25 protein-coding genes are annotated in these 24,690 nt (G+C 72.0%); 13 read left to right on the top strand and 12 right to left on the bottom strand.

The genetic code is table 11. The features are described from left to right. The first annotated feature begins 121 nt into the window (after positions 1 to 121). The 8 genes from QQG74_RS26630 to QQG74_RS26595 all read left to right on the top strand — a co-directional run bounded on the left by QQG74_RS26630 (position 122) and on the right by QQG74_RS26595 (position 7,789). Entirely contained in the window at positions 122 to 952 is an 831-nt protein-coding gene (locus QQG74_RS26630) for a patatin-like phospholipase family protein (RefSeq protein WP_341717434.1), read from the top strand. Beyond that, a complete protein-coding gene (locus QQG74_RS26625; protein WP_341717433.1) occupies positions 952 to 1,956 on the top strand; it encodes a 1-acyl-sn-glycerol-3-phosphate acyltransferase in 1,005 nt (334 codons plus the stop codon). The genes QQG74_RS26630 and QQG74_RS26625 overlap by 1 nt, the downstream gene beginning before the upstream one ends. An 84-nt stretch (positions 1,957 to 2,040) precedes the next feature. Further along, positions 2,041 to 3,615, top strand: coding sequence for a hypothetical protein (locus QQG74_RS26620; RefSeq protein ID WP_341717432.1), 1,575 nt, complete (start codon positions 2,041 to 2,043; stop codon positions 3,613 to 3,615). Beyond that, positions 3,600 to 3,815, top strand: coding sequence for a hypothetical protein (locus QQG74_RS26615; protein WP_341717431.1), 216 nt, complete (start codon positions 3,600 to 3,602; stop codon positions 3,813 to 3,815). The genes QQG74_RS26620 and QQG74_RS26615 overlap by 16 nt, the downstream gene beginning before the upstream one ends. Continuing rightward, a complete protein-coding gene (locus QQG74_RS26610) occupies positions 3,812 to 6,031 on the top strand; it encodes a hypothetical protein (RefSeq protein WP_341717430.1) in 2,220 nt (739 codons plus the stop codon). Before QQG74_RS26615 ends, QQG74_RS26610 begins: the two co-directional genes overlap by 4 nt. A gap of 43 nt (positions 6,032 to 6,074) precedes the next feature. Continuing rightward, positions 6,075 to 6,263 carry a hypothetical protein gene (locus QQG74_RS26605; RefSeq protein WP_341717429.1) on the top strand — a complete coding sequence of 63 codons (189 nt, stop codon included), beginning with the start codon at positions 6,075 to 6,077 and terminating at the stop codon, positions 6,261 to 6,263. 87 nt (positions 6,264 to 6,350) lie between these two features. Beyond that, positions 6,351 to 6,644 carry a 4a-hydroxytetrahydrobiopterin dehydratase gene (locus QQG74_RS26600; RefSeq protein ID WP_341717428.1) on the top strand — a complete coding sequence of 98 codons (294 nt, stop codon included), beginning with the start codon at positions 6,351 to 6,353 and terminating at the stop codon, positions 6,642 to 6,644. Then, the gene (locus QQG74_RS26595) at positions 6,641 to 7,789 is read left to right on the top strand and encodes an FHA domain-containing protein (RefSeq protein WP_341717427.1); all 1,149 of its coding nucleotides are present in this window, start codon (positions 6,641 to 6,643) and stop codon (positions 7,787 to 7,789) included. The genes QQG74_RS26600 and QQG74_RS26595 overlap by 4 nt, the downstream gene beginning before the upstream one ends. A gap of 80 nt (positions 7,790 to 7,869) precedes the next feature. On the opposite strand, the gene rocD is transcribed toward QQG74_RS26595, so the two are convergent. The 8 genes from rocD to QQG74_RS26555 form a co-directional block, all read right to left on the bottom strand. Then, positions 7,870 to 9,084 (bottom strand): ornithine--oxo-acid transaminase, encoded by a 1,215-nt coding sequence (rocD, locus tag QQG74_RS26590; protein WP_341717426.1) that lies wholly within the window; start codon positions 9,082 to 9,084, stop codon positions 7,870 to 7,872. Continuing rightward, a complete protein-coding gene (gene ddaH / locus QQG74_RS26585; protein WP_341721393.1) occupies positions 9,081 to 9,896 on the bottom strand; it encodes a dimethylargininase in 816 nt (271 codons plus the stop codon). The genes rocD and ddaH overlap by 4 nt, the downstream gene beginning before the upstream one ends. A 438-nt stretch (positions 9,897 to 10,334) precedes the next feature. Then, on the bottom strand, positions 10,335 to 11,336 hold the full coding sequence (locus QQG74_RS26580; protein ID WP_341717424.1) for a thrombospondin: 1,002 nt from the start codon (positions 11,334 to 11,336) through the stop codon (positions 10,335 to 10,337). A gap of 149 nt (positions 11,337 to 11,485) precedes the next feature. Next, the gene (locus QQG74_RS26575; RefSeq protein ID WP_341717423.1) at positions 11,486 to 12,175 is read right to left on the bottom strand and encodes an SDR family oxidoreductase; all 690 of its coding nucleotides are present in this window, start codon (positions 12,173 to 12,175) and stop codon (positions 11,486 to 11,488) included. Positions 12,176 to 12,358: 183 nt separating this feature from the next. Beyond that, entirely contained in the window at positions 12,359 to 12,946 is a 588-nt protein-coding gene (locus QQG74_RS26570; protein ID WP_341717422.1) for a Fic family protein, read from the bottom strand. Continuing rightward, positions 12,933 to 13,529, bottom strand: coding sequence for a type II toxin-antitoxin system antitoxin SocA domain-containing protein (locus tag QQG74_RS26565; protein WP_341717421.1), 597 nt, complete (start codon positions 13,527 to 13,529; stop codon positions 12,933 to 12,935). The genes QQG74_RS26570 and QQG74_RS26565 overlap by 14 nt, the downstream gene beginning before the upstream one ends. Positions 13,530 to 13,681: 152 nt before the next feature. Then, on the bottom strand, positions 13,682 to 13,939 hold the full coding sequence (locus QQG74_RS26560; protein WP_341717420.1) for a flavin reductase: 258 nt from the start codon (positions 13,937 to 13,939) through the stop codon (positions 13,682 to 13,684). Beyond that, on the bottom strand, positions 13,936 to 14,295 hold the full coding sequence (locus tag QQG74_RS26555) for a hypothetical protein (protein ID WP_341717419.1): 360 nt from the start codon (positions 14,293 to 14,295) through the stop codon (positions 13,936 to 13,938). Before QQG74_RS26555 ends, QQG74_RS26560 begins: the two co-directional genes overlap by 4 nt. 101 nt (positions 14,296 to 14,396) lie before the next feature. Here QQG74_RS26555 and QQG74_RS26550 point away from each other — a divergent pair, with 101 nt between their 5' ends. The 3 genes from QQG74_RS26550 (at position 14,397) to QQG74_RS26540 (ending at position 16,398) form a co-directional block, all read left to right on the top strand. Next, a complete protein-coding gene (locus tag QQG74_RS26550; RefSeq protein ID WP_341717418.1) occupies positions 14,397 to 15,248 on the top strand; it encodes a helix-turn-helix transcriptional regulator in 852 nt (283 codons plus the stop codon). Next, positions 15,236 to 15,430, top strand: coding sequence for a DUF397 domain-containing protein (locus QQG74_RS26545; protein WP_341717417.1), 195 nt, complete (start codon positions 15,236 to 15,238; stop codon positions 15,428 to 15,430). Before QQG74_RS26550 ends, QQG74_RS26545 begins: the two co-directional genes overlap by 13 nt. Positions 15,431 to 15,591: 161 nt before the next feature. Next, positions 15,592 to 16,398 carry a DNA-formamidopyrimidine glycosylase family protein gene (locus QQG74_RS26540; protein WP_341717416.1) on the top strand — a complete coding sequence of 269 codons (807 nt, stop codon included), beginning with the start codon at positions 15,592 to 15,594 and terminating at the stop codon, positions 16,396 to 16,398. 53 nt (positions 16,399 to 16,451) lie between these two features. Here the strand turns inward: QQG74_RS26540 and QQG74_RS26535 are convergent, their stop codons facing one another. From QQG74_RS26535 to QQG74_RS26520, 4 genes are all read right to left on the bottom strand, one after another. Then, a complete protein-coding gene (locus QQG74_RS26535) occupies positions 16,452 to 17,396 on the bottom strand; it encodes an aminoglycoside phosphotransferase family protein (RefSeq protein ID WP_341717415.1) in 945 nt (314 codons plus the stop codon). 38 nt (positions 17,397 to 17,434) lie between these two features. Further along, positions 17,435 to 18,856, bottom strand: a complete 1,422-nt coding sequence (locus QQG74_RS26530; protein ID WP_341717414.1) for a WGR domain-containing protein — start codon at positions 18,854 to 18,856, stop codon at positions 17,435 to 17,437. An 80-nt stretch (positions 18,857 to 18,936) separates the two neighbouring features. After that, complete coding sequence (locus tag QQG74_RS26525; protein WP_341717413.1) at positions 18,937 to 20,307, bottom strand: FAD-dependent oxidoreductase; 1,371 nt, start codon at positions 20,305 to 20,307, stop codon at positions 18,937 to 18,939. Between the two features lie 13 nt (positions 20,308 to 20,320). After that, positions 20,321 to 21,469 carry a glutamate--cysteine ligase gene (locus tag QQG74_RS26520; RefSeq protein WP_341717412.1) on the bottom strand — a complete coding sequence of 383 codons (1,149 nt, stop codon included), beginning with the start codon at positions 21,467 to 21,469 and terminating at the stop codon, positions 20,321 to 20,323. A gap of 201 nt (positions 21,470 to 21,670) precedes the next feature. Here QQG74_RS26520 and QQG74_RS26515 point away from each other — a divergent pair, with 201 nt between their 5' ends. Together QQG74_RS26515 and QQG74_RS26510 are read left to right on the top strand one after the other, a co-directional pair. Beyond that, positions 21,671 to 23,086, top strand: coding sequence for a carbohydrate-binding protein (locus tag QQG74_RS26515; protein ID WP_341717411.1), 1,416 nt, complete (start codon positions 21,671 to 21,673; stop codon positions 23,084 to 23,086). Positions 23,087 to 23,238: 152 nt separating this feature from the next. Continuing rightward, positions 23,239 to 24,648 carry a cellulose binding domain-containing protein gene (locus QQG74_RS26510; RefSeq protein ID WP_341717410.1) on the top strand — a complete coding sequence of 470 codons (1,410 nt, stop codon included), beginning with the start codon at positions 23,239 to 23,241 and terminating at the stop codon, positions 24,646 to 24,648. Positions 24,649 to 24,690: the final 42 nt, after the last annotated feature.

The raw sequence follows: 24,690 nt of genomic DNA, 5'->3' as shown, positions 1-24,690 counted from the left end.
ACACGGCCGGTACGTGAGCGCGCTCGGCAGGGTTACCCTGCGCGAGTCCCGGTGACGGTGGAGCGGAGCGCAGGTGGATCGGGATGACCGCGCGTCGGCGGGGCGTGCCAGGATTGACGGCATGGCGCGGGGACCGGTGGCGTTCGTGCTCGGGGGCGGCGGCGTCCTCGGCGCGGTCGAGGTGGGCATGCTGCGGGCCCTGTTCCGCGCCGGGATCCGGCCCGACCTGGTGCTCGGCACGTCGATCGGCGCGGTCAACGGCGCCCTGGTCGCCGCCGACCCGACCGAGGCGGTCACCGACCGGCTGGTACGACTCTGGGCCTCGCCCGAGGCGAGCGAGGTGTACGGCGACTCGGTGGCCCGGCAACTGCGCCGCTTCGCCGCCCGTACCCACCTGCACTCACCCCGGCCGCTGCGCAAACTGCTGGAGAGCGAACTGGGCGCGGAAACCACCTTCGCCGACCTGAAGATCCCCTTCCGCTGCTGCGCGGCGAACATCGAACGAGCGGCGGAACACTGGTTCGTCAGCGGGCCGGTGGTGCCCGCCGTACTGGCGTCCGCCTCCGTGCCGGGTCTGCTGCCGCCGGCACGCATCGGTGACCAGCACTACCTCGACGGCGGGATCGTCAACTCCATCCCCATCGGGGAGGCGGTGGCGGCCGGCGCCGGCCGGATCTTCGTACTCCAGGTGGGGCGGATCGAGCGGGCGCTGACTCCGCCCCGGCGACCCTGGGAGATCGCCCAGGTCGCGTTCGAGATCGCCCGCCGGCACCGGTTCGCCCGGGAGATGGCCGCGCTGCCCGAAGGGGTGGAGGTGCACGTGCTGCCCACCGGTGGGCTGGAGCCGCGCGACGACACGCCTTGGGCGTACCGGGACATGGCAGCGGTGGGGCGGCGGATCAGCCGGGCCTACGCGGCCTCCCGGCACTACCTGGCCAACCTGGAACGCTGATGCCGCTGCCGCCCCGCTGGCTCCGTCGTCTGCTGCTGGCACCCGGTGTGGTGCTGCTGGTGCTCCTGCTGGTGACCACGGTGCCGATCTGGGCGTTGCTGGCGCTGCTCGTGTCCCCGTTCGTCCCGGGGCGGTTGCGGCCCCTGCGGCTGTTGTGGATCGGCCTGTTCTACCTGATCTGGGACGCGGCGGCGCTGCTCTGCCTGTTCGGGCTCTGGGTCGCCGCCGGGTTCGGCTGGCGGGTCCGTTCGCCGGCCTTCCAACGTGCCCACTACGTGCTGGCGGGCTGGTTCCTCCGGGTGATGTTCTGGCAGGCCCGCTGGACGCTGCGACTCAGCATCGAGGTGGTCGGCACCGACCCGGACACCGCCATGCCCGGTCGGCCCGAGTTGGTGCTCTGCCGGCACGCCGGTCCGGGCGACTCGTTCATCCTGATCCACTCTCTGGTGAACTGGTTCCGTCGCGAGCCACGGATCGTGCTCAAGGACACCCTCCAGTGGGACCCCGCGATCGACGTGCTGCTCAACCGGCTGCCGAGCCGCTTCATCGCGCCGGGTCAGCACAGCCCCGACTCGCTCACCGAGCAGGTCGGGCACCTGGCCACCGGGCTTGACGACGACGACGCCCTCGTGATCTTTCCCGAGGGTGGCAACTTCACCCCCCGGCGGCGGTTGCGCGCCATCGACCGGCTGCGCGACCGGGGGCACGAGCGGATGGCGGTGAAGGCCGAGGCCATGCAGCACGTGATCGCCCCGCAGCCCGGCGGGGTGCTGGCCGCGCTGGACGCCGCGCCGGACGCCGGAGTGATCTTCGTGGCCCACACCGGCCTGGACCGGATGCTCACCGTCGCCGACGTGTGGCGGGAACTGCCGATGGACAAGCGGCTCGTGATGCGGTTCTGGTCGGTGCCCCCGGAGGAGATCCCGACCGGACGGCAGCAACGCATCGACTGGCTCTACGAGTGGTGGAGCCGGATCGACCGGTGGATCGAAGAGAATCGCTAGCACGCTCAGTGCGGCCGTGATTACACCGATCGGCTGAGTACGCACACTCTGGCGTGCGCATTCCGACCCGACCAATATGATCGCGTGGACAACGCCTATCCCTGCCCGGCATGCGGTGCACGAGCGCTCCTCGACTCCGGTTGCACCGGCTGTGGCCGGCCACCGCATCCCGCAGCCGCCGAGGTCATCCGGCTGGATCGGGAGATCGTCGTACTCGATGGCGAAGTGACCCGGGCCCGTCAGGCGTACGAGGGCCTGGCCGGGCGGCTGGCCGCGATCCGGCGCCGACGCAACGAACTGGCCGCCACGGTACGGGCCGAGTTCCCGGTCGCCGCCGGCCCGGTCCCCACTCGCCCGGTCGCGGCCGGCCCGGTCCCCACTCGCCCGGTCGCGGCCGGCCCGGTCCCCACTCGCCCGGTCGCGGCCGGCCCGGTCCCCACTCGCCCGGTCGCGGCCGGCCCGGTCCCCACTCGCCCGGTCGCGGCCGGCCCGGTCCCCACTCGCCCGGTCGCCGCCGGCCCGTTCGCTGCGCCGGTCGGCGGGTGGCGGCCGGGGCCGGCGTTGCCGGCGAGCCGGCCGGGTGGGGCCGAGACCTCGTCCCGCGCCGTCCAGTGGCTGCTCTTCGTCCTGGGTGGACTGCTGCTGGGTACGGCGGCGACGGTTTTCACGGCGGTCGCCTGGTCCTCGGTCGGGATCACCGGCCGGGCGTTGATTCTGCTGGCATTCACCGCGCTGCTGCTCGCCGTGCCGCTGGTCGCGCGTTGGCGCGGGCTGCGCGGCACCGCCGAGACGTTCGCCGCGGTGGGGCTGCTGCTCGTGCTGCTCGACGGGTACGCCGTCTGGGCGGTGGACCTGTTCGGGGTGACCGGTTGGCCGGGCAGTCGGTACGCCGCACTGGTCGCGGTGATCAGCGTGGCCGTCGCGGTCGGGTACGCCCGGCTCAGCCGGTTGACGGTGCCGTGGTTCGCCGCGTTGATCGGCGCACAGCCGGTGCTGCCGCTGCTCGCCGCCGAGGCGCGACCCGAGCCGGCGGGCTGGGCCGTGGTCTTCGTCGCGGTGGCGCTGCTCGACCTGGCCGTGTTCGTCCTACTGCGGCGCCGGCCGGAACACGTCGCGGGCGAGGGGGCCGCGACGACCCCGGGGGTGCTGCTCGGCGGGCAGGTGGTCGCCGGGCTCGGGTACGCCGGTGCGCTGCTGCTGGCCGGCGGTTGTGCGCTGGTGCCGCTGCTTGTCGGCCGGGCGGGCGGCATACCGCTGCTGGCCGGTGGGCCGATGCTGCTGGTGGCGCTTACCGCGTTCGCCACGGCGCTGCTGCTGGGCGACGGGACGGTGCGGGCGCTGACGGCGGGCGTGCTGGTGCCGGTCCTGGCCGGCGCGCTGCTGCGGCCGGTGGCGGAGCTGCGCTCGTCCGTGCTGCTGGTGGTGGCGGCGCTGGTGGTGGCGGCGCTGGCCGGTGCCGTACGGCTGCTGCCGGCCGGCTGGCGACCCGGCCCCCGGATCGGTGCGCTGCTGGTGGCCGGCGGTACCGCGACGCTGACCACCGTGGTGGCGGTGGTGCTGGCCGGCGCCGCCGTGGGCCGGTCGGTCCCGCCGTGGCGGGGGCCACGGCGGGACCGGCCTACGCCTGGGGCTGGCAGTTGCCGGTGGCGGTGGCCCTGATCTCGCTCGCGGTGGCCTGGTTGCTGCCCCGGGCCGCCCGGCCGGCGATCGCGGCGGCCGGCGCCGCCGCGACCGCGCTGGCCGCGCCGGCGGCCTGGGCCGCGCCCTGGCCGGCCGTGGTCGCCATCGACCTGGCGGTCGGGGCGGCGCTGCTGGTCGCCGCAGCGGCCCGCTCGGTGGCCTGGGAGCCACCGCCTTGACGGCGGCGCTGGCCGGTACCGTGCTGCTCGGGCACGGGCTGCTGGTCGGCCTGGCAGGTCCGGCCGGGGCGGGCGCGGCCTGCGCGGTGATCCTGGCCGCCGGTCTCGTCGCGGCCACCATCGGCCGGCACGGCGGACCGGTGCAGCGGAGGGTCGCCGGGTACGGCCTGCTCGCGGCGGTGCTCGTGGTGCCGGCCGGTGCGGCGATCGCACTGATCGGTGCCGGCGCCCCGCCGTGGTGGCAGTCCCGCGCCGCGCTGGCCGCCGTCGCGTTGCCGGCGGTCGCGCTGCTCACGCTCCGTCGACACTGGTCCGAGCTGCGGACGTACGCCACGGTGGGCCTCGCCGTGACCGCCGTCCTGACCGGTCTCGCGCCGGTCGCCGTACCAGCCGAGGAACCGGTGTCGGTCTACGCGGCAGTGGCGGCGTTGCTTGTCGCGCTGGCCTGGTTCCGGACCCGCGAGGCGGGCGCGTTGTCAGTGGCCGGGCTGGGCCTGGCCGTCGTGGCGGTGCTGGCGGCCGTCCCGGTGACCGTGCTTGCCCTGGTGGCGCCGTACGGCCCGCCGCCTGCCGTGTGGGCGGGCGTCCCGGACGCCGAGCCGCTCCAGAACGCCTTCCCGCCCGGCCTGGCCCTGGCGATCCTGGCCCTCGCCGCAGCACTTGCTGCAAGGAAGGGCCCCCTATTAACGCCTCCGGTAGAGGAAGGGTCCCCTTTTAACATCGACCGATGGCGGGTGGCGGCGATGGTGCTGCCGTTCGTGGCGGCTGCCGGGCAGGTGCTGCTGACCGCTGGGGGAGCGCCTTGGCCGGTGGTGCCGGCGACGGCGCTGCTCGGCGGCGTGGCGCTGCTGCTGACCACCGCGTTGGCCACCCCGCGCGGTCCGTTCCTCGCGGTCGCTGTGCCGCTGGGACTGGTGCTGACCGGGTCGGGGCTGCTCAACCTCCAGGCCACCCGGGCGGGCACCCTCGCCGGGCTGGGCCTGCTGGTGGTGGCCGCCGCCAGCATCGCGGTGGCCGCGCGGCAGCCCGGGGTACGCCTGCTCGGCTGGCTGGTCACCATCAGCACGGCGACGGCGTTCGCGATCGTCGCTCCGCTGGCCGGCGGGCTGCCGCTGCGGATGGCCGCGTTCGCGGTGCTCGGTGTGGCCGCCCTCGCCCTGGCGCTCGCCGCCGTGGCACCCGAGCGCTGGCGCCCCGCCCCGCAGGTGGCCGCGTCCGCTGCGCCCGCCGGAACTGGCGGGCCCGCCGGCTCTGCCACGTCCGCTGCCCCTGGCGGACCCGGCGGACCTGGCGGACCGCAGGTGGCCGCGTCCGCCGGAACTGGCGCACCCGCCGCATTCGCCGCGCCCGCCGGAACTGGCGCATCCGCCCCCGTCGCCCCCGTCGCCCCCGTCGCCCCCGTCGCCCCCGCCGCGTCCGCCGCGTCCGCCGCGTCCGCCGCGTCCGCCGCATCCGCCCCCGCCGCGTCCGCCGCGTCCGCCGGAATGGTCGGGCCCGGCGGGCCGTGGGTGGCCGGGCCCGCCGGTGCGGTGCGGGGCGTGGCGTCGGTGCCGCAGGTGAGCCGGGTGCTGGACGCCGCCGCGCAGGCGGTGGCGCTGCTCGCGCTGCTGCTCACCCTGGGCTCGGCGCGGCACGGCGCGACGGTCTGCGTGCTCTGGGGCGCTGCGGTCGGCGTACGGCTGCTGCGGCGGGGCGAGTCGGCCGGGCGACGGTGGACCTTCGCCGGCATAGCGGGGGGTAGCGAGCTGCTCGCGACCTGGCTGCTGCTGCGGGCCGGCGGGGTGACGGTGCTGGAGTCGTACACCGTGCCGCTGGCCGTGCTGGCGCTGGTCGCTGGCGCGCTGGCGTTGCGCACCCGGCCGGGTCTGAACAGCTGGCTGGCGCTCGGGCCCGGCCTGGCCGCCCTGCTGCTGCCCAGCCTGGCCGCCGTGCTGGTCGGCAGCGACCCCCAGCCGTGGCGGCGGCTGTTGCTCGGTGCCGCTGCCCTCGCCGCTACGCTGCTCGGCGCAGTCCGTCGCTGGCAGGCACCGGTGGTGCTGGGCGGCGGGACGCTTGCCCTGCTCGCCCTGCACGAGGTGGTACGCAGCTGGGACCTAATGCCCCGGTGGATCTACCTCGGTGCCGCCGGGTTGGCGCTGATCGGCCTGGCGGCCACCTACGAGCGGCGCCGCCGCGATCTGGCCCGGCTGCGCAATGCGGTGACCCGGATGAGCTGACCGACGTCGCGGGCCGACCCGCCCGGCGGGTCGGCCCGCGCTGATGTCCGGCGTGGCCGCGCTGATGTCCGGCGTGGCCGCGCTGATGTCCGGCGTGGCCGCGCTGATGTCCGGCGTGGCCGCGCTGATGTCCGGCGTGGCCGCGTTGTGGTCCGGCGTGGCCGCGTTGCGGTCCGGCGTGGCCCGCGTTGCCGTCAGGGGCCGACCCGCTCGGCGGGTCGGCCCGCGCTGACGTCCGGCTTGGCCTTCGTTGCCGGTCCGTGGGCCACCGGCGCTGCCGGGCGCGGTGGCCTGCGAAGCTCACCGGTAGGGTCTGGCCATGGCAGAGGTGCTCACCGCCGAGGCGGTGCGAGACGAGCTGGGTGAGCTGACGGGCTGGTCGGGAGACCCCGCGGCGATCACCCGCACGGTGGAGCTGGCCAGTTTCCCGGACGCCATCGAGGTGGTCGACCGGGTCGCCGCGATCGCCGAGGAGCTGGATCACCACCCGGACATCGACATCCGGTGGCGTACGGTGACCTTTCGCTGCGTGACCCACTCGGCCGGCGGTGTCACGCGGCGCGACTTCGAGCTGGCCCGGCGAATCGACGAGATCGTGGGGGGCGGCCGATGAGGTTCGAAATCAGCAAGGTGCTGGATGCCATCGAGGGGCGGGTCTGCACCGACCCACAGTTGGTCCGGGCGGTGATCGACCTGGCGGAGATCATCCGGTACCAGGACCTCGACGGCGGCCGGCCGGCCAGCACGCTGCGCCTCGGCATGGTCATCGACGCGCTGGCGCGCAGCCTGGAAGAGGACAGCGTGCCGGTCTACGCGGTGGTGCACCGTGGCGTGCTCTCCGACGCCGATCTGACTTCAAACGAACGTATGGTGGTGCGTCGCTGGGCCGACGACGGCCTGGTCGAGGTGCTGGACAACCCGGGCGACCGGATGCTGGAGGTCGCCGACCTGCTCGGCCTGCCGGTGCTCAGCCGGGTTCGCTTCGACGGTCTGCGTGGGCGTTTCCCGTGGCTGGCCGAGCAGCCCGGCCGGGTGGTCGCGCCGGTACCCGGTGCGGGCGGGCCGGTCTTCATCGCCCACGTCGGTGGTGGTCACAGCCCGGCGTCCGGGCCGCCGTCGCCGGCTGCGGCGAAACTGCTCGCCCGGGAGTGGCGTTGCCCGGAATCGGGCTGCAACCTGTTCGGCGGTGGTGGGGGCGGTGGCGCCTTCGCCGACCTGGCCCGGGTGGACCGCGCGCCGACCGGCCAGCCGCCACCGTCCCTGCGTAACGGCGTACCGACCTGTCCCCGGCACGGCACCCGCCTCCGCGACGCCGGACCTCGGCCGCGAAGCCAGGTCCTCGCGGTACGTGTCGGCGGCCTGATCCGGCGCCGTTTCGTGCTCACCGAGGAGCAGCCGGTGACGGTCGGCCGGGCACCGGAGGGCTCCAGCGGAATCACGCTCGGCCAGTGGCTCAACGACGAGGCGCGCCGGTGGATCAGTCGCACTCACCTCCGGTTCGAGCTACGCGGCACCGACGTCGTCGCCATCGACGTGAGCACCAACGGCTCCGGCATCCGGCCGGCCGGCTCGATGGCGGAGGCGGACCGGATTCCCCTGCCACCGCAGGAGTCCCGGGTCCTCGGTGCCGGCGACATGGTGGAGCTCTACCCCGGCGTCCAGATCGGTCGCCCGGCCGACCTGCCGGCCGGCGCACCGTACAACCCCGACTCGGTGATGTCCGAGGCGCCTACCATGGCGATGCGTCTGCCCCGCTGAGCTGCCCCGACAACGACAACGACAACGACGACGCGGGCGCCGGGATGATCAGTCCCGGCGCCCGTCGTCGGATCGGCTGGTCAGCCAGCGAGCACGGCGGCCAGTTGGGCGACCGCGTGGTCGATCTCCTCGGCGGTGATCACCAGCGGCGGGGCGAGCCGGATGGTCGAGCCGTGGGTGTCCTTGGCCAGCACCCCGCGCGCCATCAGCCGTTCGCAGGCATCCCGGCCGCTCATCAGCGCCGGGTCGATGTCCAGACCGGCCCAGAGGCCCCGGCCGCGTACGGCGACCAGGCCCTTGCCGATCAGGGCCCGCAGACCGGCGTGCAGCCGTTCGCCCAGCTCGGTCGAGCGGCGCTGGAACTCGCCGGTGGCCAGCAACCGGACCACCTCGGTGGCCACCGCGCAGGCGAGGGGGTTGCCGCCGAAGGTGGAGCCGTGCTGGCCCGGCTTGAGCACACCGAGTACGTCGGCGTCGGCCGCCACCGCGGAGACCGGCACGATGCCGCCACCGAGCGCCTTGCCCAGCAGGTACATGTCCGGCACCACGCCGTCCTGGTCGCAGGCGAAGGTGGTGCCGGTACGGCCCAGGCCGGACTGGATCTCGTCGGCGATGAAGAGCACGTTCCGTTCGGTGCAGAGCCGGCGGACGCCCGGCAGGTAGTCCGCTGGCGGCACCACGACACCCTGCTCGCCCTGGATCGGCTCCAGCAGCACCGCGACGGTGTGCTCGTCGACCGCCTCGGCCAGCGCCGACAGGTCACCGTAGGGAACGATCCGAAAACCGGGGGTGTACGGCCCGAAGTCGGCCCGCGCGTCGGAGTCGGTCGAGAAGCTGACGATGGTGGTCGTACGCCCGTGGAAGTTGCCCTCCGCAACCACGATGTTGGCCTGGTCGGCCGGTACGCCCTTGACCTGGTAGCCCCACTTGCGGGCGACCTTGATGCCGGTCTCCACCGCCTCGGCGCCGGTGTTCATCGGCAGCACCAGTTCCTTGCCGCAGAGCGCCGCCAGTTCGCGGCAGAAGTCGGCGAACTGGTCGTGGATGAACGCCCGGCTGGTAAGCGTCAGCTTGTCCAACTGGGCGTGTGCGGCGGCGATCAGCGCCGGGTGCCGGTGGCCGAAGTTCAGTGCCGAGTACCCGGCCAGGCAGTCCAGGTAGCGCCGACCGTCGACGTCGGTAAGCCAGGCACCCTCGGCAGCGGAGATCACCACCGGCAGCGGGTGGTAGTTGTGCGCGGTGTGGCGCTCCGCGTCCTGCACCGCGGCCGGAGTCCGCAGCATGTCCTCGATCACTTGCTCGCCTTTCCCTGACGGAGTCGCAACGTGCAGCACTTCGGGCCACCGCCGGCCTTACGCAGCTCGGACAGGTCGACACCGATGGTTTCGTAGCCCCGGTCGCGCAACTGGGCGGCGAGACCGGTGGCCTGGGCGGGCAGCACCACGTGCCGGCCGTCGCTTACCGCGTTGAGGCCGAGCACCTCGGCGTCGGCCATGGTGGCGTGCACCGCGTCCGGGAAGAGTCGGCGCAGCACGGCCTGGCTGCCGGGGCTGAACGCCTCCGGCAGGTACGCCACGGTCCGCTCGTCGAGCACGGTGAGCGCGGTGTCCAGGTGATAGAAGCGCGGGTCGACCAGCTGCATGGTGATCACCGGGTAGCCGAAGACCTCCTGCAACTGGGCGTGCGCGGCGTGTGCGGTCCGGAAGCCGGTGCCGGCGAGCAGGTGGTCGCCGGCCAGCAGGATGTCGCCCTCACCCTCGTTTACCTGCTTCGGGTCGTACATCTCGAAGCCGGCGGCCTCGAACCAGGCGCGGTACGCGGGCGCCTCGTCGGCGCGCTGCGGGTCGCGGAACTGCACGGCCATTGCCTTGCCGTCGATCACGGTGCCACCATTGGCGGCGAAGACCATGTCGGGCAGGCCCGGCAGCGGGGTGATCTCCTCGACGGTGTGGCCCAGGTCGCGGTACACCTGGCGCAGTCGGTCCCACTGGCGGACCGCGAGGTCGGTGTCGACCGGGGCGCTCGGGTCCATCCACGGGTTGATCGCATAGTCGACGGCGAAGTACGTCGGCCGGCACATCAGAAAGCGCTGGCGGGTGGCGTCCATCGTCATTGTCCTGCTCCCAGGGTCTCCGCGCGCCCGGCCACCGTCGGCCCACGGGCTGGCGCCGTGGCTCAACGTTATGCGGCGTCGACCCGCAGGATCCACCGTCGAGTATTGCGACGAGCAGCTGATCGTTGCGTCTGCGCGGCATTTGTCGGCTGTTCGTTGCAACGCCCGCTCGATCGACGCCGTCTGCGGTGATGACCTGATCAACGCCGTTCCGGCGGGACGGCGGCATCCGGCCGGGGCGGAAGGCGCCAGACCGGCGTAACGGCGGCGCAGGGGGAGGAGAAGAGGGCCGGACACGACGTCAGGGGCGGCTGATCGCCGCCCCTGACGAGTAAGTGCGCCCGGCTGGTGAACCACCAGAACTGGTCGGGCTTCGGCCGGTAACTCGCCGACCGGGCGCCGGTGAACCACCGGCGGGCCGAAATGTGCCCACTAGAAACGATCGACAAACTGTGAGTCAAGCCACTCGCGGAAGCGGGCCACGGTGTCGCCGTCGGTGGTCGGCCAGTCGTACTGGCCGGTCATCGCGAGCACACCGACGACCACCGCACCCAGGCCGAGGACGATCCCCAACAGCGCGTCGGACTTACCGGCGATGTGCCGCCGCCGGGTGGCGATCAGCCCGAGTACGGCGAGCACCGCACCGAGCGCGCCCAGGGCGATGCCGTAGCCGGCGAGGATCCCGGTGAGCACGAAGCCGAGGCCGGCCACTGCGCCGATCAGCCCGAGGGTGGCCAGCAGGCTGGCCCGGGGCCGCGGTCCCGCAGGCGCCGGCGGGGCATCCGGAGCGGGCCCCCGATCCCGGTCGACCGTCCGCTCCCCGTCGACGGTGCGGCTCTGCTCGACGGTGCCGTCCTGGTCGGTCGTGCGGGCGGGCGCGACGGTGCGGCTCTGCTCGACGGTGCCGTCCTGGTCGGTCGTGCGGGCGGGCGCGACGGTGCGGCTCTGCTCGACGGTGCCGTCCCGGTCGGTCGTGCGGGTCGGGTCGGCGGGGCGGTCGAGATCGGCGGTCCGGTCCGCGTCCGGAGTGCCGACTGGGGCGGCGGTGCGGGCACGCCGGGAGCCGCCGACGCTGGAACGGGCGGTGGCAGCACGGGCCGCCGCGGCCCGCTCCCCGGTGGGCTGCTCGGCCGTCTGCTCGGTGGCGGCGCGATCTTCGCCGGCAACACGGTCGGCCCGGTCCCGGCCGGCAACCTCGTCCGTACGGTCCCGGCCGGCGATGCCGGTGCCGTCCCGGCCGGCGACGCGGTCGGTGGCCGTGGCGCGGGCCGCCGTGCCGCTGCGGTAGGTGGTGCGGCTGTCGTCGCGCTCCTCGACGGTGGGCCGGGTGGTGGTGGTGCGGGTGTCGGTGGCTACCGCACCGTTGCGGTCGGCGTCCTCGCCGGCCGTCGTGGCCGCCGGCTCCTCGCGGCGCGAGAAAGAAGGAAATCTCATGGCTTGACCTCCTGGTAGTGCGTGAGGGCGCCGCAAGCCCCGTGAATCGTCACCACCCACGCGCGTCGATGACCCGCAGATACCCACCCGCCCGCTGCCCGACACCCGCGCCGGCCCAAGGCGGAGAGCCGACCGGGATTCAGCGCGGATCAGCGCGGGCGGATGAAGGGAGCCAGCGCCGAGGTGAGGAGAGCCATCCGGCGCGGACGGGAGATCGAGACCGGGCGATTGCGTACGCATCGCGCCAGGATCTCCACCGCCCGGTCGACCGGGATCATCAGCGGGCGTACCGGACCCTTGGCCATCTTGGTGTCCACGAAGCCGAACCGGACCGTGGTCACGCTCACACCCTGCCCGCGCAGCGCCGCCGAGAGCCCCATCAGGTACGACGACAGCCCGGCCTTGGAACCGGCGTACCCGGGTGCCTCGGCCGAGACCAGCCGGTCGGCGAGGCTGGACAGCCCGATGATGTGGCCGTCGCCAACGGCCACCATGTGGGGCACGACCGTGGTCACCGTGCGGACCGCACCCATCAGGTTCACCTCGAAGGTACGGGCCTGCGCGTCCAGGTCGGCCAGGTCGACCGGCTCACCGATCCCGGCGGCGTACACGCAGAGGTCGATCCGCCCCAACTCGTCGATCGCCTTGCTCAGCACCTCCGGGTAGTCCGGCGCGGTCACGTCCACCGTGTGGTGGGTGTACGTCGGGACGTTGATGCCGCTGTCCCGCCGGGACAACCCGGCGACCCGCCACCCGTCAGCCAGCAACCGGCGGGTGAACGCCAGCCCGATCCCGTCGCTGTTGCCGATCAGCACCGCGCAACGCATCCGATCCGCCATGACCCACCGTCCTCGTCGCGCTCGACCGCTGCCTTGCCGGCGGCCCGACGCGCAATTGAACCAGACACCGGGCCAGAATCCCTACCACCCAGTAACAGCGCCCTGCCCCGGACGCCGGGCACGCGGCCGTGATCCCGGCTGCCGGACCGGCCGGCCCTCTGCCGGCAACGGTCACTCACCGTCTCAGGGAAGCCGCCGGACAACCGGGCCTAACACGGTGATCAGGAGACTGGGGTCGGTAGTGGCGAGGTGCTGTTGGCAGGCGGTGATGTTCGCTTCCGGGTTCAGCTCGGACCAGTCCAGCAGGTAACCTGCCGCAGCCGCGAGCTGCCGCAGGAATGAGCGGATCGTGCGTCCGTTGCCCTCGCGAAAGGGATGACAGACGTTCAATTCTCCGTAGTAGTGCGCCAAGGCTTCGACAAATGCGTCTGGACGCAGGCCGAGCAGGAAGCCGTCGTCGGATAGCCGGCCGAGGACGGTGCTCACTTGATCATCAATGTAGCGCCAATGGCAAAACCGCGCACCGGGTTTGCTGATGTCGACTCTCCTGGTCTGCCCGGCCCATGGGTAGATGTCGGAGAAGAGGTGCCGGTGGAAGCACTGGAGATGATCCAAGCCGTAGCCGCCGGGGATGATCATCCGCGATGCCTGTACTTCTCGGATCGACGCGAGTCGGAACTCGACCTCGCTCAGTTGATCGGCGTCGGTAATGCCGAGCTTGTTCTGTAGGCAGTCCGTACCCGGCCAGCAGTAAGGGTCAGTCTCGGTCACCGGTGGTCCGAGCGATTTCCTGAGCGATCAGCTCGTCGGCATCGATAACTCCGGCGGCGACGTCCCGGAGTCTGTCCTGCCAGTCCTCGTCAAACTCCTTGCCCTCGAGGGCGGCGTTCGCGGAGGCGAGGGCGACAGCCGTTTCGACGTTGGCTACCTGCCGGGCGAAGTACCTGCGCATGAGGTCGACGTCGAGCTGTTCTGTTGAACTGGCAGCTTCGGGGAGAGCGCCCCGGGCGGCGCGCCAAGGTAGCTCGTTGTGGGTCATGACTGACAGCTCCGCCGCCGAGAACTGGCCATAGCTGCTGGTCACGTAGCGAACGGTGGCAACCTGGGGAGGTGTCAGGCGGGACGCTTCGCCGTGTGGCCACTCGGACACCACACGCTGGCGTCGGTGATGGCGATAGAGGAGTGGCACCACTGGACCTTGCCGCCATGCCTCGATCGCCTCTTGGAACAGGGGGCGCCCTTCGCGTGCCAAGTGCCAGCCCTGGCAGTAGTAGACGAGCTTCTCCAGCTTCATGGCGGTCATGGAGCCCAGCTCACCTAGCACCGCCGCTGCGACGTCATGCGCGCTGGTCACCGTTGGCACCCCCTTTCAGCTTGGGCGTCTGTCTGTCGGTGAGCCTAGCGACCAGCGGAGACTTGTCACCTGGGCTCGATTCAGTGTCGCTACTTCGACCCTACTGCACCGAGACCGAGTCGGTAGAACGTTTGTTCGATAAACCATCGCCCTCAGGAGGAGCGTTGTGCGCGGACCCAGTCGGTGAAGCGGTAGTGCAGGTCCGTCTGGTGGGTGCCGCCGTTCTGTTCGGCGAGCTGTTCGGCGGCCTCTTCGCGCAGCGTGACCAGGTAAACCATGAGCCCCGGGAGGTTGTCCCGGTACTCGGCCAACAGGCGCAGCTTCGCTGGCGAGCAGGGCCAGGCGATCCCGCACGCCTGGCAGCGCCACGTCGGGCGGGACGCGACGTGATCGCGCGGGTACGGTCTCATCGGTGGTCCCTCGCCGTGCCGCGCCGCCCGGGGGCGCGACGGCTGCCCGGCTCGGGTGCGGGGAGCATCCCGGCGGGGCGCACGAACAGTTCGCGGCGGGCGACGGCGTCGCCGTGCGGATCGAGTTCGTAGACCTGGATCCAGGTCCACTCGTGGTAGGTGTGCCGGTCGGTCAGCTCGCGGATCACTCGTACCGTGATCGGCTTGGCGAACTGCGGTGACGCATCCCGGGCCAGCAGGTAAACCCCGGGTTCGACCCGGGGCGTCCCGTCCGCGCGCCGACCAGGGGCCGGGCGGGCTGGGCGGCTCGCCCAGCGGGACACCGGAACGGCATTTGCGGGCCTTGGCACGGACACGGGTGGCCTCCTCCGTCGGTGGTCTGGATGTCCTTCCACCCTGGACGCTGGCCCTCTAGCCTCGGAATAGTCATCGCTCGATCGCGGAAAGTAGCGAACGAGTGCAAGTCGATCCGGAACGATGTGTCGCCCCAGGGAAGGGTGTGGAAGCTGTGGGAATCTCGCCGTCCGAGTATCTGCTTCGTGAGCTGCGGCGACGCCGCGGGGCCGCCGGGCTGACCCAGGCCCAGCTCGGCGAGTTGGTCTTCTGCTCGGACTCCCAGGTCAGCGCGATCGAGACCGGAACCAAGCCGCCGACCCTGCCCTACCTCACCGCCGTCGACAAGGCGCTGAACACCGGCGGCCATCTCGCAACCCTCTGGGAGGAACTGGTCAAGGACGACGCCGCTCCGGTCTGGCTGCGTGAATTGATACAGATCGAGCGGGAGGCCACCGCGTTCCGCTGGTACGAACACTCGTTCGTGCCGGGACTTCTTCAGACCGAGGCGTACGCCCGGGCGACGTTCCGGGCGGCAGGCACGCCCATTTCCGAGCTGGATCAACGGGTCGCGGCACGGATGGAACGGCAGGCAGTCCTCGCCCGTGAGCCGGTTCCTCAGCTCTTTGTGGTGCTGGACGAGATGGTCATCCGACGACCGTGTGGCAACTCTGACGTAATGGCTGAGCAGGTCGAACACCTGCTGACCTGTGCCGAGCAGCCGCATATTCGGTTGCAGATCGTGCCACTGTCCGCTGGCATCTACTCAGGACTGGCCGGGGCGTTCATCCTGGCCGACCTGCCCGACGGATCACGCGCCGGCTATGTGGACAACCAGGTGGCCGCGCAAATCACGGGCCAGCCCGGAGCGGTTGCTAGCCTGGGCTTGGCATGGGACGCGGTCCGTGGCGAAGCCCTCCCATTGGGGCAGACCCTCGACGTGCTCAAGGAGGCGGCGAAGACATGGACGATCTGACCGGTGCGCGGTGGCGCAAGTCGTCCCGTTCCTCTACCAACGGCGGCGCCTGCGTGGAGGTCGCCGACAACCTGCCCGGCGTGGTCGGCGTACGGGACTCGAAGGACCCGGCTGGTCCGGCGCTGACTTTTGCCCCGACCGCCTGGCGCGCGTTCGTCACCCACCTCGTCGGCCGGCGCTGAACCCGCCGCTGCGGAGCCGGCTGGCGTGTGGAGGCGATGGTCGTCAGGAGTCTGATTTCATGCTGAAATCAATATTTCATGCTGAAATCAAGCCTCTTCAGGGATGTGCTCCTGGCCGGTCGGCAGCGGCGTGAAGTGCCGGTCTCTCTAAGCTTGGCGGCGTGCCAGAGGGACACACCATTCATCGTCTGGCGGCCCGGCACGCCGAACTGTTCGCCGGGGACAAGGTGCTCGCCGCCAGCCCGCAGGGCCGGTTCGCCGAGGGTGCCGCGCTGCTCTCCGGCACCGTGCTGGAGCACACCGAGGCGTACGGCAAGCATCTGCTGCACCACTACGCCGGTGAGCTGATCCTGCACGTACACCTCGGCCTGTACGGCAAGGTCACCGACGGCGACGGTGCGCCGCCCGAGCCGGTGGGGCAGATCCGGCTGCGGTTGGTCACCGAGCGGCACTGGCTGGACCTGCGCGGGCCGACCGCCTGCGAACTCTTCACCCCGCCCGAGGCGGCGGCACTGCGCGCCCGCCTCGGGCCCGATCCGCTGCGTTGCGACGCTGACCCGCAGCGGGCGTACGCCCGGATTGTGCGCAGTTCCACGCCGCTGGCGGCGCTGCTGCTGGACCAGTCGGTGGTGGCCGGCACCGGGTTGATCTTCGTGACCGAGGCGCTGTTCCGTGCCGGGCTGCCGCCCACGCTGCCCGGCCGGGACCTCAGTCGCGCCGGCTGGGAGGCGCTCTGGGCCGACCTGGTGGAGTTGATGACGCTCGCCGTCGTCACCGGCCGGATCGACACCGTCCGGCCGGCGCACCTGCCCGAGGCGATGGGCCGCCCGGCCCGCGTCGACCGGCACGGGGGAGAGGTGTACGTGTACCGCCGCGCGGGCCAGCCGTGCCATGTCTGCGGCACCCCGGTCAGCCGGGGCACCATCACCGCCCGCAACCTCTACTGGTGCTCGGGCTGCCAGAGGTAAGGAAGGGCCCCCTTTTAACGCCTGGTGTATAGGAGGGGTCCCTTCCTAACATCTCACGGCTCGCCGAGCAGCCAGCGGACCACCTCGATGTGGTCGTGGAAGACCTTGTCGCCGGCGATGCTCCAGGCCATCGTCTGGCCGATCGTCCAGCCGCGTACCCGCTCGCGGTCCAGCCCCAGCTCGGCGCTGAGCCGGTCCAGTCGACGCCGGACCGCCGCGCCGGAGTGCCCCAGCTCGGTGCCGCGCACCATCGGTATTACCGAGAACTCGCGCTCGCCGACCAGCGGCTTCGGATCGATCACCAGCCACGGCTCGCGCTCGGCCCGCAGCACGTTTGCGGCGTGCAGGTCCTGGTTGACCAGCACCTGCTCGCCCTGGCTGTCGGCCAGCCCGGCCAGCAGGTCGAGCGCCAGGTCGACCAGCCGGCGATCGTACGGCCGGCCGGCCCGCTCCCACGCGGTCGGCAGCCGCACCGTCCAGCCGGCCACCGCATCGGCAAGCGTCGTGAACGGCTGCCCGGCCGGCCCAGCCGCCGCGTCGGGAGGCGACTGGGTCGGCCGGGGCGTGTCGTCGGGGGCCGGGGTCGCCGGCACCCAGAGTCGGGGGAGGAGCCCCACCAGCGCGTCGAGGGCGTCGTCCAGCGGCAGGGTGTGCAGTGGCGTGCCGGGTTCGCAGCGCTCCACCAGCAGGGCCCGCAGGTCGGGATCGTGGGCGAGCAACCGGACCGCACCCTCGCCGTTCCAGCGGCGCAGCGCGGTCGCCTCGTGCTCGCTCTCCGCGTCGGGGAACTGCAACTTGAGCACCGTACGGGTGCCGTCCGGCAGGTCGGCCGGCACCACCAGGGAGGTCATCCCGTACCCGAAGGGTGGGCCGACCCGCAGCGACCAGCGCGCGGCGCAGGTGGCCAGGCGGTCCGGCAGCCCGGCCAACCACTGCGGACCGCCCGCCATGCCGTGCAACCAATTCAACTCGTCGGGGATCCGCAGCGCACCGGTCACCGGCTCATGGTGGCGGAGTCCGCCCGGTCCCACAACGGTCAGCGTAGGCGGCGGATGTCGCCGTACGCCCGGTAGAAGCCGCCCCGGCCGGCTTCCCGGACCTCGGTGACCAGGTAGCGCGCTCCGGGTTCGCGGATGCCCTTGGGGAACTGCACCGACCAGTCGCGGTGGTAGCCGGTCGAGAGCACGTGCACCCGCAGCCGGCCGCCGTGCTCGACGCACTCCACGACCACCCCGTCACCGCCGTCGCCGACCACCTCGACCTGGGTGTACGCGGCCGGCTCCGGCAGTCGGGCGGGAGCCTTCACGTCGACCACCTCGGGCCGGTCGCCCGCCTGCGCCGCCCGGATCGCCGGCTCGCTGGCGTCCACACAGGCCAGGTAGCCGCTTGTGGTGACCAGGTAGAGGCGCTGGTCGTGGTACTGCATCGAGTACGCCGAACCGCAGTCGGTGCCGAGCTTCCAGAGCCGGGTGCCGTCGGCGGCGAAACAGTAGATCGAGGAGTGGCTGTCACCGGCGAAGACGTAGCGGCCGTCGGAGGCGGTGGCGCAGGAGAAGACCGGCGCGTCGGCGTGGTATCTGCGGGCCGTCCGGCCGTCCTTGTCGAGGCGTACCACGTCACGGGAGGCGGTGCCGGCGAACACCGCGTCGCGCTCCTGCCAGCCGAAGAGCACCGGACCGGTGCGGGTGTGCCACAACTGGTGCCCGGTACGCCAGTCGTAGCCGCTCACCCCGGTCGAGTCACCGTGGTAGACGGCGTCGGCGTCGCAGCGCACCATCCAGGCCGACTGGCCGCGCCCGGCCCGTCGCCAGAGAAACTCGTCCTCGTGGTCGATCGCGGCGATGCCGCCGTCGGCGTCGGAGACACCCAGCACGCCGTCGTGGATGTCGAGCCAGTAGATGTCGATGTCGGGCGCGATCGCGTACGCCACCCGGGGGATCTTGCCGGAGAGGTCGTAGACGTTTCCGTCGTCGCAGCCGGCGTAGATCCAGTCGTCGTCGGCCACGATGCACTTCACCCCGTCGGGCAGGCGGACCTGGTCCAGCACCCGCGCCTGGTGGTCGAGGGTGGTGATCACTCCTCGCTCGTTGCCCACCATGCAGGTGCGCCCGTCGACGAAGATGCCGAACGCGGGTGCGCCGGAGTGGTACCGCCAGAGCACCGGTGCGGTGCGGGCGGTCGAGCGGGTGCTGACGATCTGCCGGCGGGAGACGGCCCGCTTCTGGCGTACGCCGAGCACCGCCGGGGCGTACCCCTTGCGGACCTTCTCCCCGATCTTCTTGGCCGCGGCGGCCCGCGCCCGGGCGTTGTCGGGGTAGCTGGTGGTCTTCACCTGGCCCTGGTCGCCGATCCGGCCGTAGCGCACGGTCATCCTGGCGTCGTCGACCACCACCTCGTAGAACTTGTGCGCACCACCGTCCACTTCGGACAGTTCGAGGTAGGTCGTCTCCTGCGGCATGGGGTCCTCCGAGGGGTGTGGCGCCGGCCCTTGACTACGGTCGCGCGCACACGCTAACCCCCACCACCGACAGAAACGGGTCAGCCAGCCAGGGCGTCGACGGCCTTGCGGGCGGCGACCAGCACCGGGTCCCAGACCGGGGCGTACGGCGGGGCGTAGCCCAGATCCAGCGCGGTCATGTCGTCCACCGTCATCCGGTTCCACAGCGCCACGGCCAGCGTGTCGATCCGCTTCGCCGCCTCGGACCGGCCGACGATCTGCGCCCCGAGCAGCCGTCCGCTGGGCCGCTCGGCGATCAGCTTCACGGACATCGGCCGGGCCCCCGGGTAGTAGCCGGCCCGGTTGGTCGACTCGGCGATCACCGAGACGAACTCGAAGCCGGCGGCCAGGGCGTCCCGCTCGCGCAGCCCGGTACGCCCCACCTCCAGGTCGCAGACCTTTGTCACCGCGGTGCCGATCACGCCCGCGAAGGTGGCGTACCCGCCGCCGATGTTGATCCCGGCCACCCGGCCCTGCTTGTTGGCGTGGGTGCCGAGCGGCACGTGCACCGGCATCCCACTGACCCGGTGCAGGGTCTCCACGCAGTCCCCGGCGGCCCACACCCCGGGTACCCCGGTGACCCGCATCCGGCGGTCCACCCGGATCCCGCCGGTCGGCCCGAGCGGCAGGCCGGCCGCCTCGGCGAGCGCGGTGTTCGGGCGTACGCCGAGACCCAGCACCACCAGGTCGGTCGGGATGTGCCCGGCGTCGGTGTCCACCCCGTGGACCCGGCCGTCGCGCTCGGCCAGCCCGGTGACCTGCACGCCGGTGCGGATGTCCACGCCCAGCCCGCGCATCGCCTCGGTGACCAGCCGGGCCATGTCCGGATCCACAGTCGACATCGGCTGCTCGTCCCGTTCCACAAGGGTGACCGACAGGCCGCGCAGGACCAGGGCCTCGGCCATCTCGACGCCGATGTAGCCGCCGCCGACCACCACCGCGCGCCGGGGCCGTGGCTCGTCCTCCAGCCACTTGCGCAGCGCCGAGCCGTCGTCGAGGGTCTGCACGCCGAACACCCCGGCGGCGGTCGTCCGGGCCCAGTCCGGCTTGGTCGGCACCGCCCCGGCCGCGTACATCAGGGTGTCGAAGCGCTCCCGGACCTCGCCGCCGCCGTCCAGGTCACGGGCGACCACCTCGCGGCGGTCCAGGTCGATTGCGGTCACCTCGTGCCGGATCCGCACGTCGATGTGGAACTGCTCGCGGTGGGTCGCCGGATCCCGCGCCACCAACTGCTCGCGATCGGTCACCAGACCGCTGATCCAGTACGGGATGCCGCACGCCGAGTACGAGGTGAAGTGTCCCCGCTCGAACGCCACGATCTCCAGATCGCTGCGGTCCCGGCGCCGCCGCGCCTGGGCGGCGGTCGCCATTCCGGCGGCGTCCCCACCGACCACGATCATCCGTTCCACCACGGGAACCCTCCTGTCACTTCGGGAGCTCGCCCCGGGTCTGTCGCGCCACCTCCACCACCACATCCTCCATCCGACCGGTGCGCGCGTACGCGGAACGCTGCCGCGCCGCGCCGGTGCCGTGCTGACGCAGCTGCTCCAGCAGGCCGGTCACCTCGGCGAGGTCACCGTGCCGCTCCAGGGCCGGACCGAGCCGCCCGACCAACTGGTGCAGCACGTCCCACGCCGGCCGCAGCTCACCGGTGTTCAGGTCGACCGCCGAACCCTCCAGCCCGTCGTGCGCGGCCCGCCAGTGCGCGCCGACCAGCAGATGATGGTCGGTGGGCAGCGGTGGCCGGCCGGCGGCGATGTCGTCAAGTGCGGTCGCCACCAGACCGCGGACCAGCGCGGCGACCAGCACCGCGTCGTCCACCGTCGGGCAGACGTCGCCGATGCGCAGCTCCACCGTCGGATACTTGGCCGACAGGCGGGCGTACCAGTAGAGCATGCCCTCGTCGAGCATCACGCCGCTGCCGATCAGCTGGCGGATCAGCCGTTGGTAATGCTCGTGGTTGACCAGGTACGGGGTCGGTGCCACCGAGGGCCAGCGTTCCCATTCGATCGAACGCCAGCTGGCGTAACCGGTGTCCTCGCCCCGGGAGAACGGTGAGTTGGTGGTGACCGCGTGCAGGATCGGCAGCCACGGCCGGACGTGGTTGAGCACCTGTACGCCGGTGTCGGGATCGGGCACCCCGACGTGGACGTGCATGCCGTTGTTGCCCGGTCCGGGTACCAGCAGCCGGTACCGCTCGACCATCCGGTCGAAGCGGGGCTTGTCGACCACCGGCGGCACCGGGCCGTCGACCGGGCCGGTGCCGATCGCGAGCAGCCGTACGCCGGCCCGCTCGGCGGCGTCGGCCAGGGCGGTGCGGAGCAGGCCGAGCGAGTGCCGGATGGAGGCCAGCTCCAGCCCCGGCGGACTGCCGATCTCGATCTGGCTGGTCTGGAACTCCCGCTCCACCTGCCCCCGCAGCTCGGCGGGGACCTGGTCCAGCACCGCGTCGACGGCGGACACCGCGACTCCACGGTCCGCGTCCACGAGCAGGAACTCCTCCTCGACACCCACCGTGAGCAGGTCGGTCTGCTCGGCCGCCGGGTTCGGAGCTGCCGTTGCCTGCCTGACCATCGCCACCACCGTCCGCTCCTGCCGGTGCGGTCCGTCCGCGCCCGGTCGCCGGCATGTACCCGCTGTGCTGGGCGCGGGAAACCCGGTCGGGTCGGCACCTGGACCGATCCGCTCCATCGATGCATTGACAACTGCGAGGGTGCGACGTACAACTCGTGAGAGAGCGCTCTCTGTGCCCGTTCCCGTAGAGAGGCACGTCCCATGTCACCTGTCCCGGCGGCCCCCGCCGCCCTGCCCGCTCGACGCCGGCTGCCGCTGGCGTTGGCCCTGCTCATCACCGCCACCACCGGTCTGGCCGGGCTCGCCGCCACCGCCGACGCCGCCGTGCCGCCGCCGCCGTCCGGCTGGAGCCTGGTCTGGAGCGACGACTTCACCGGCGCGGCCGGCACCCTGCCCTCGGCCAGCAACTGGATCATCGACACCGGCACCAGCTACCCGGGCGGCCCGCCCAACTGGGGCACCGGCGAGATCCAGACGTACACCAACAGCACCGCAAACGTCAGTCACGACGGCAGCGGCAACCTGCGGATCACGCCGCTGCGGGACAGCTCCGGTCGCTGGACCTCGGCCCGGATCGAGACGGTACGCAGCAACTTCAAGCCGCCCTCCGGCGGCGTACTGGCCATCGAGGGCCGGATCCAGATGCCAAACGTGACCGGTGCCGCCGCCTCCGGCTACTGGCCCGCGTTCTGGGCGCTCGGATCGCCGTACCGGGGCAACTACCAGAACTGGCCGGGCGTCGGCGAGTTCGACGTGATGGAGAACGTGAACGGGCTCAACACGGTCTGGGGCGTGCTGCACTGCGGCGTCGCGCCGGGCGGGCCGTGCGACGAGTTCAACGGCATCGGCGCCTCCCGTGCCTGCCCGGGCAGCACCTGCCAGTCGGCCTTCCACACCTACCGCTTCGAGTGGGACGCCTCGGTCAGCCCGCAGCAACTGCGCTGGTACGTCGACGGGCAGCTCTACCACACGGTCAGCCAGAGCCGGATCGGCGAGCCGTACTGGTCCCAGATGACCGGTCACGCCGGCTACTTCCTGCTGCTCAACGTGGCGATGGGCGGTGCCTTCCCGGACGGTGTGGCTGGCAGCGTCACGCCGACCTCGGCGACGGTGCCGGGGCGGCCGATGCTTGTCGACTACGTGGCCGTCTACAGCCGGGGCGGCGGCAGCACCCCACCGCCGGCCACCACCACCCCGCCGCCGAGCGGCGCGCGGGACGCGTACGCGACGATCCAGGCCGAGTCCTTCAACGCGCAGAACGGGGTGCTCGTCGAGAGCTGCTCCGAGGGCGGACAGAACATCGGTGCGCTACGCAACGGCGACTGGGTCCGGTTCGACAACGTGGACTTCGGCTCGCCCGGCCCCCGGGACTTCGTGGCGCGAGTCGCCTCCGGCGCGGCGGCCGGGGTGAGTGGCCTGGTCGAGGTGCGCATCGGTAGCCCGACCAGCACGCCGATCGGCAGCTTCGCCATCGCCAACACCGGCGGCTGGCAGAGCTGGCGCACGGTGCCCGGCAACGTCTCCTCGGTGACCGGCCGGCAGACGGTCTACCTCACCTTCAGTAGCGGCCAGCCGAACGACTTCGTAAACGTCAACTGGTTCCACTTCCGCCGCTGAGGTGCAAGGAAGGGGCCCTTGTTAACGCCTCCGGTAGAGCAGGGGCCCCTTATTAACCACTCGCACCGCCCCTCTGGACAGAAATAGTTAACAGTCTTAATAATAGGCGTCAGGTTGACGACGATGGATTTCTGTCCGGTCTGGAGGGGCACATGAAACGGTCCAGGACCCTGGTGCTGTCGGTGGTCGGTGCGCTGGCCGCCGCACTGGGCGCGGTGTGGCTGGCACCTGCCGCGTACGCCGCAGGAGTCACCGCGAGCTTCGTCAAGACGTCCGACTGGGGCTCGGGCTGGGAAGGGAAGTACACGATCACCAACGGCGGCACCGCCACCGTCAACGGCTGGAATTTGAGCTTCGACCTGCCCGCCGGCAGCACGGTCGGCACCTACTGGGACGCCCTGCTCACCTCGACCGGGCAGCGGTACACCTTCACCAACCGCTCGTGGAACGGCACCATCGCCCCGGGCACCTCGGTCTCCTTCGGCTTCCTGGGCAACGGTTCCGGCGTACCGACGAACTGTCGGTTGAACGGCGCGGCCTGCGGCGGCGGAACCACGCCGACCACGCCGCCACCCCCGACCACGCCGCCACCCACCACCACGCCGCCGCCGACCACCTCACCCACCAGTACGCCGCCGCCGACCACCTCGCCGCCGGTCACCGGGCTGCCGAAGCACATCCTTACCGGGTACTGGCACAACTTCGACAACCCGGCGGTCGAGCTGCGGCTGCGCGACGTGCCGAACGAGTACGACCTGGTCGCGGTCGCCTTCGCCGACGCCACCGGCACCCCCGGCGCGGTCGGCTTCGCCGTCGACCCCGGGCTCGCCGCGTCGCTCGGCGGCTACACCGACGCCGAGTTCGCCGCCGACGTGCGGACCCTCCAGAGCCGGGGCAAGAAGGTCATCATCTCGGTCGGTGGGGAGACCGGTCGGGTCGTGGTGGACAACGCGGCGTCCGCGACGGCCTTCGCCGACAGCGTGTACGCCCTGATTCAGCGCTACGGCTTCGACGGCGTGGACGTCGACCTGGAGAACGGGCTGAACCCGACCTACATGGCGCAGGCGCTACGGTCGCTGCGGTCCAAGGTGGGCAGCCGGTTGATCATCGCGATGGCGCCGCAGACCATAGACATGCAGAACCCGGCGAGCAGCTACTTCAAGCTGGCGCTGGACATCCGGGACATCCTGACCGTGGTGAACACCCAGTTCTACAACTCCGGGGCGATGCTTGGCTGCGACAACAACGCCGCGTACGCCCAGGGCACGGTGAACTTCATCGTGGCGTTGGCCTGCATCCAGTTGGAGGCGGGGCTCCGGCCCGACCAGGTCGGGCTCGGCCTGCCGGCCGGTCCCGGGGCGGCCGGTGGTGGCATCGTCGCGCCCAGCGTGGTCAACGCCGCACTGGACTGTCTGACCCGGGGCACCAACTGCGGCAGCTTCCGTCCGCCGCGTACCTACCCGGCCCTGCGCGGTGCGATGACCTGGTCCGTCAACTGGGACGTCACCCACAACAACAACTTCGCCCGCACCGTCGCCCCGCACCTGCGCACGCTGCCCTGACCCGCGCTACCGCCCGTTGATCATGAAGTTGTTGTCGTGACG

Origin of the sequence: Micromonospora sp. FIMYZ51, from assembly GCF_038246755.1 — a bacterium.
Taxonomy (GTDB): domain Bacteria; phylum Actinomycetota; class Actinomycetes; order Mycobacteriales; family Micromonosporaceae; genus Micromonospora.
This window is presented reverse-complemented; position numbering and strand designations above follow the sequence as displayed.

Coding starts and splice junctions, on each gene's coding strand:
- QQG74_RS26510 (WP_341717410.1), top strand. CDS start 23,239: ATGAAACGGTCCAGGACCCTGGTGCTGTCGGTGGTCGGTGCGCTGGCC.
- QQG74_RS26580 (WP_341717424.1), bottom strand. CDS start 11,336: ATGAGATTTCCTTCTTTCTCGCGCCGCGAGGAGCCGGCGGCCACGACG.
- QQG74_RS26625 (WP_341717433.1), top strand. CDS start 952: ATGCCGCTGCCGCCCCGCTGGCTCCGTCGTCTGCTGCTGGCACCCGGT.
- QQG74_RS26600 (WP_341717428.1), top strand. CDS start 6,351: ATGGCAGAGGTGCTCACCGCCGAGGCGGTGCGAGACGAGCTGGGTGAG.
- QQG74_RS26515 (WP_341717411.1), top strand. CDS start 21,671: ATGTCACCTGTCCCGGCGGCCCCCGCCGCCCTGCCCGCTCGACGCCGG.
- QQG74_RS26575 (WP_341717423.1), bottom strand. CDS start 12,175: ATGGCGGATCGGATGCGTTGCGCGGTGCTGATCGGCAACAGCGACGGG.
- QQG74_RS26630 (WP_341717434.1), top strand. CDS start 122: ATGGCGCGGGGACCGGTGGCGTTCGTGCTCGGGGGCGGCGGCGTCCTC.
- ddaH (WP_341721393.1), bottom strand. CDS start 9,896: ATGGACGCCACCCGCCAGCGCTTTCTGATGTGCCGGCCGACGTACTTC.
- QQG74_RS26530 (WP_341717414.1), bottom strand. CDS start 18,856: ATGCCGCAGGAGACGACCTACCTCGAACTGTCCGAAGTGGACGGTGGT.
- QQG74_RS26595 (WP_341717427.1), top strand. CDS start 6,641: ATGAGGTTCGAAATCAGCAAGGTGCTGGATGCCATCGAGGGGCGGGTC.
- QQG74_RS26605 (WP_341717429.1), top strand. CDS start 6,075: ATGTCCGGCGTGGCCGCGCTGATGTCCGGCGTGGCCGCGCTGATGTCC.
- QQG74_RS26545 (WP_341717417.1), top strand. CDS start 15,236: ATGGACGATCTGACCGGTGCGCGGTGGCGCAAGTCGTCCCGTTCCTCT.
- QQG74_RS26520 (WP_341717412.1), bottom strand. CDS start 21,469: ATGGTCAGGCAGGCAACGGCAGCTCCGAACCCGGCGGCCGAGCAGACC.
- QQG74_RS26560 (WP_341717420.1), bottom strand. CDS start 13,939: ATGAGACCGTACCCGCGCGATCACGTCGCGTCCCGCCCGACGTGGCGC.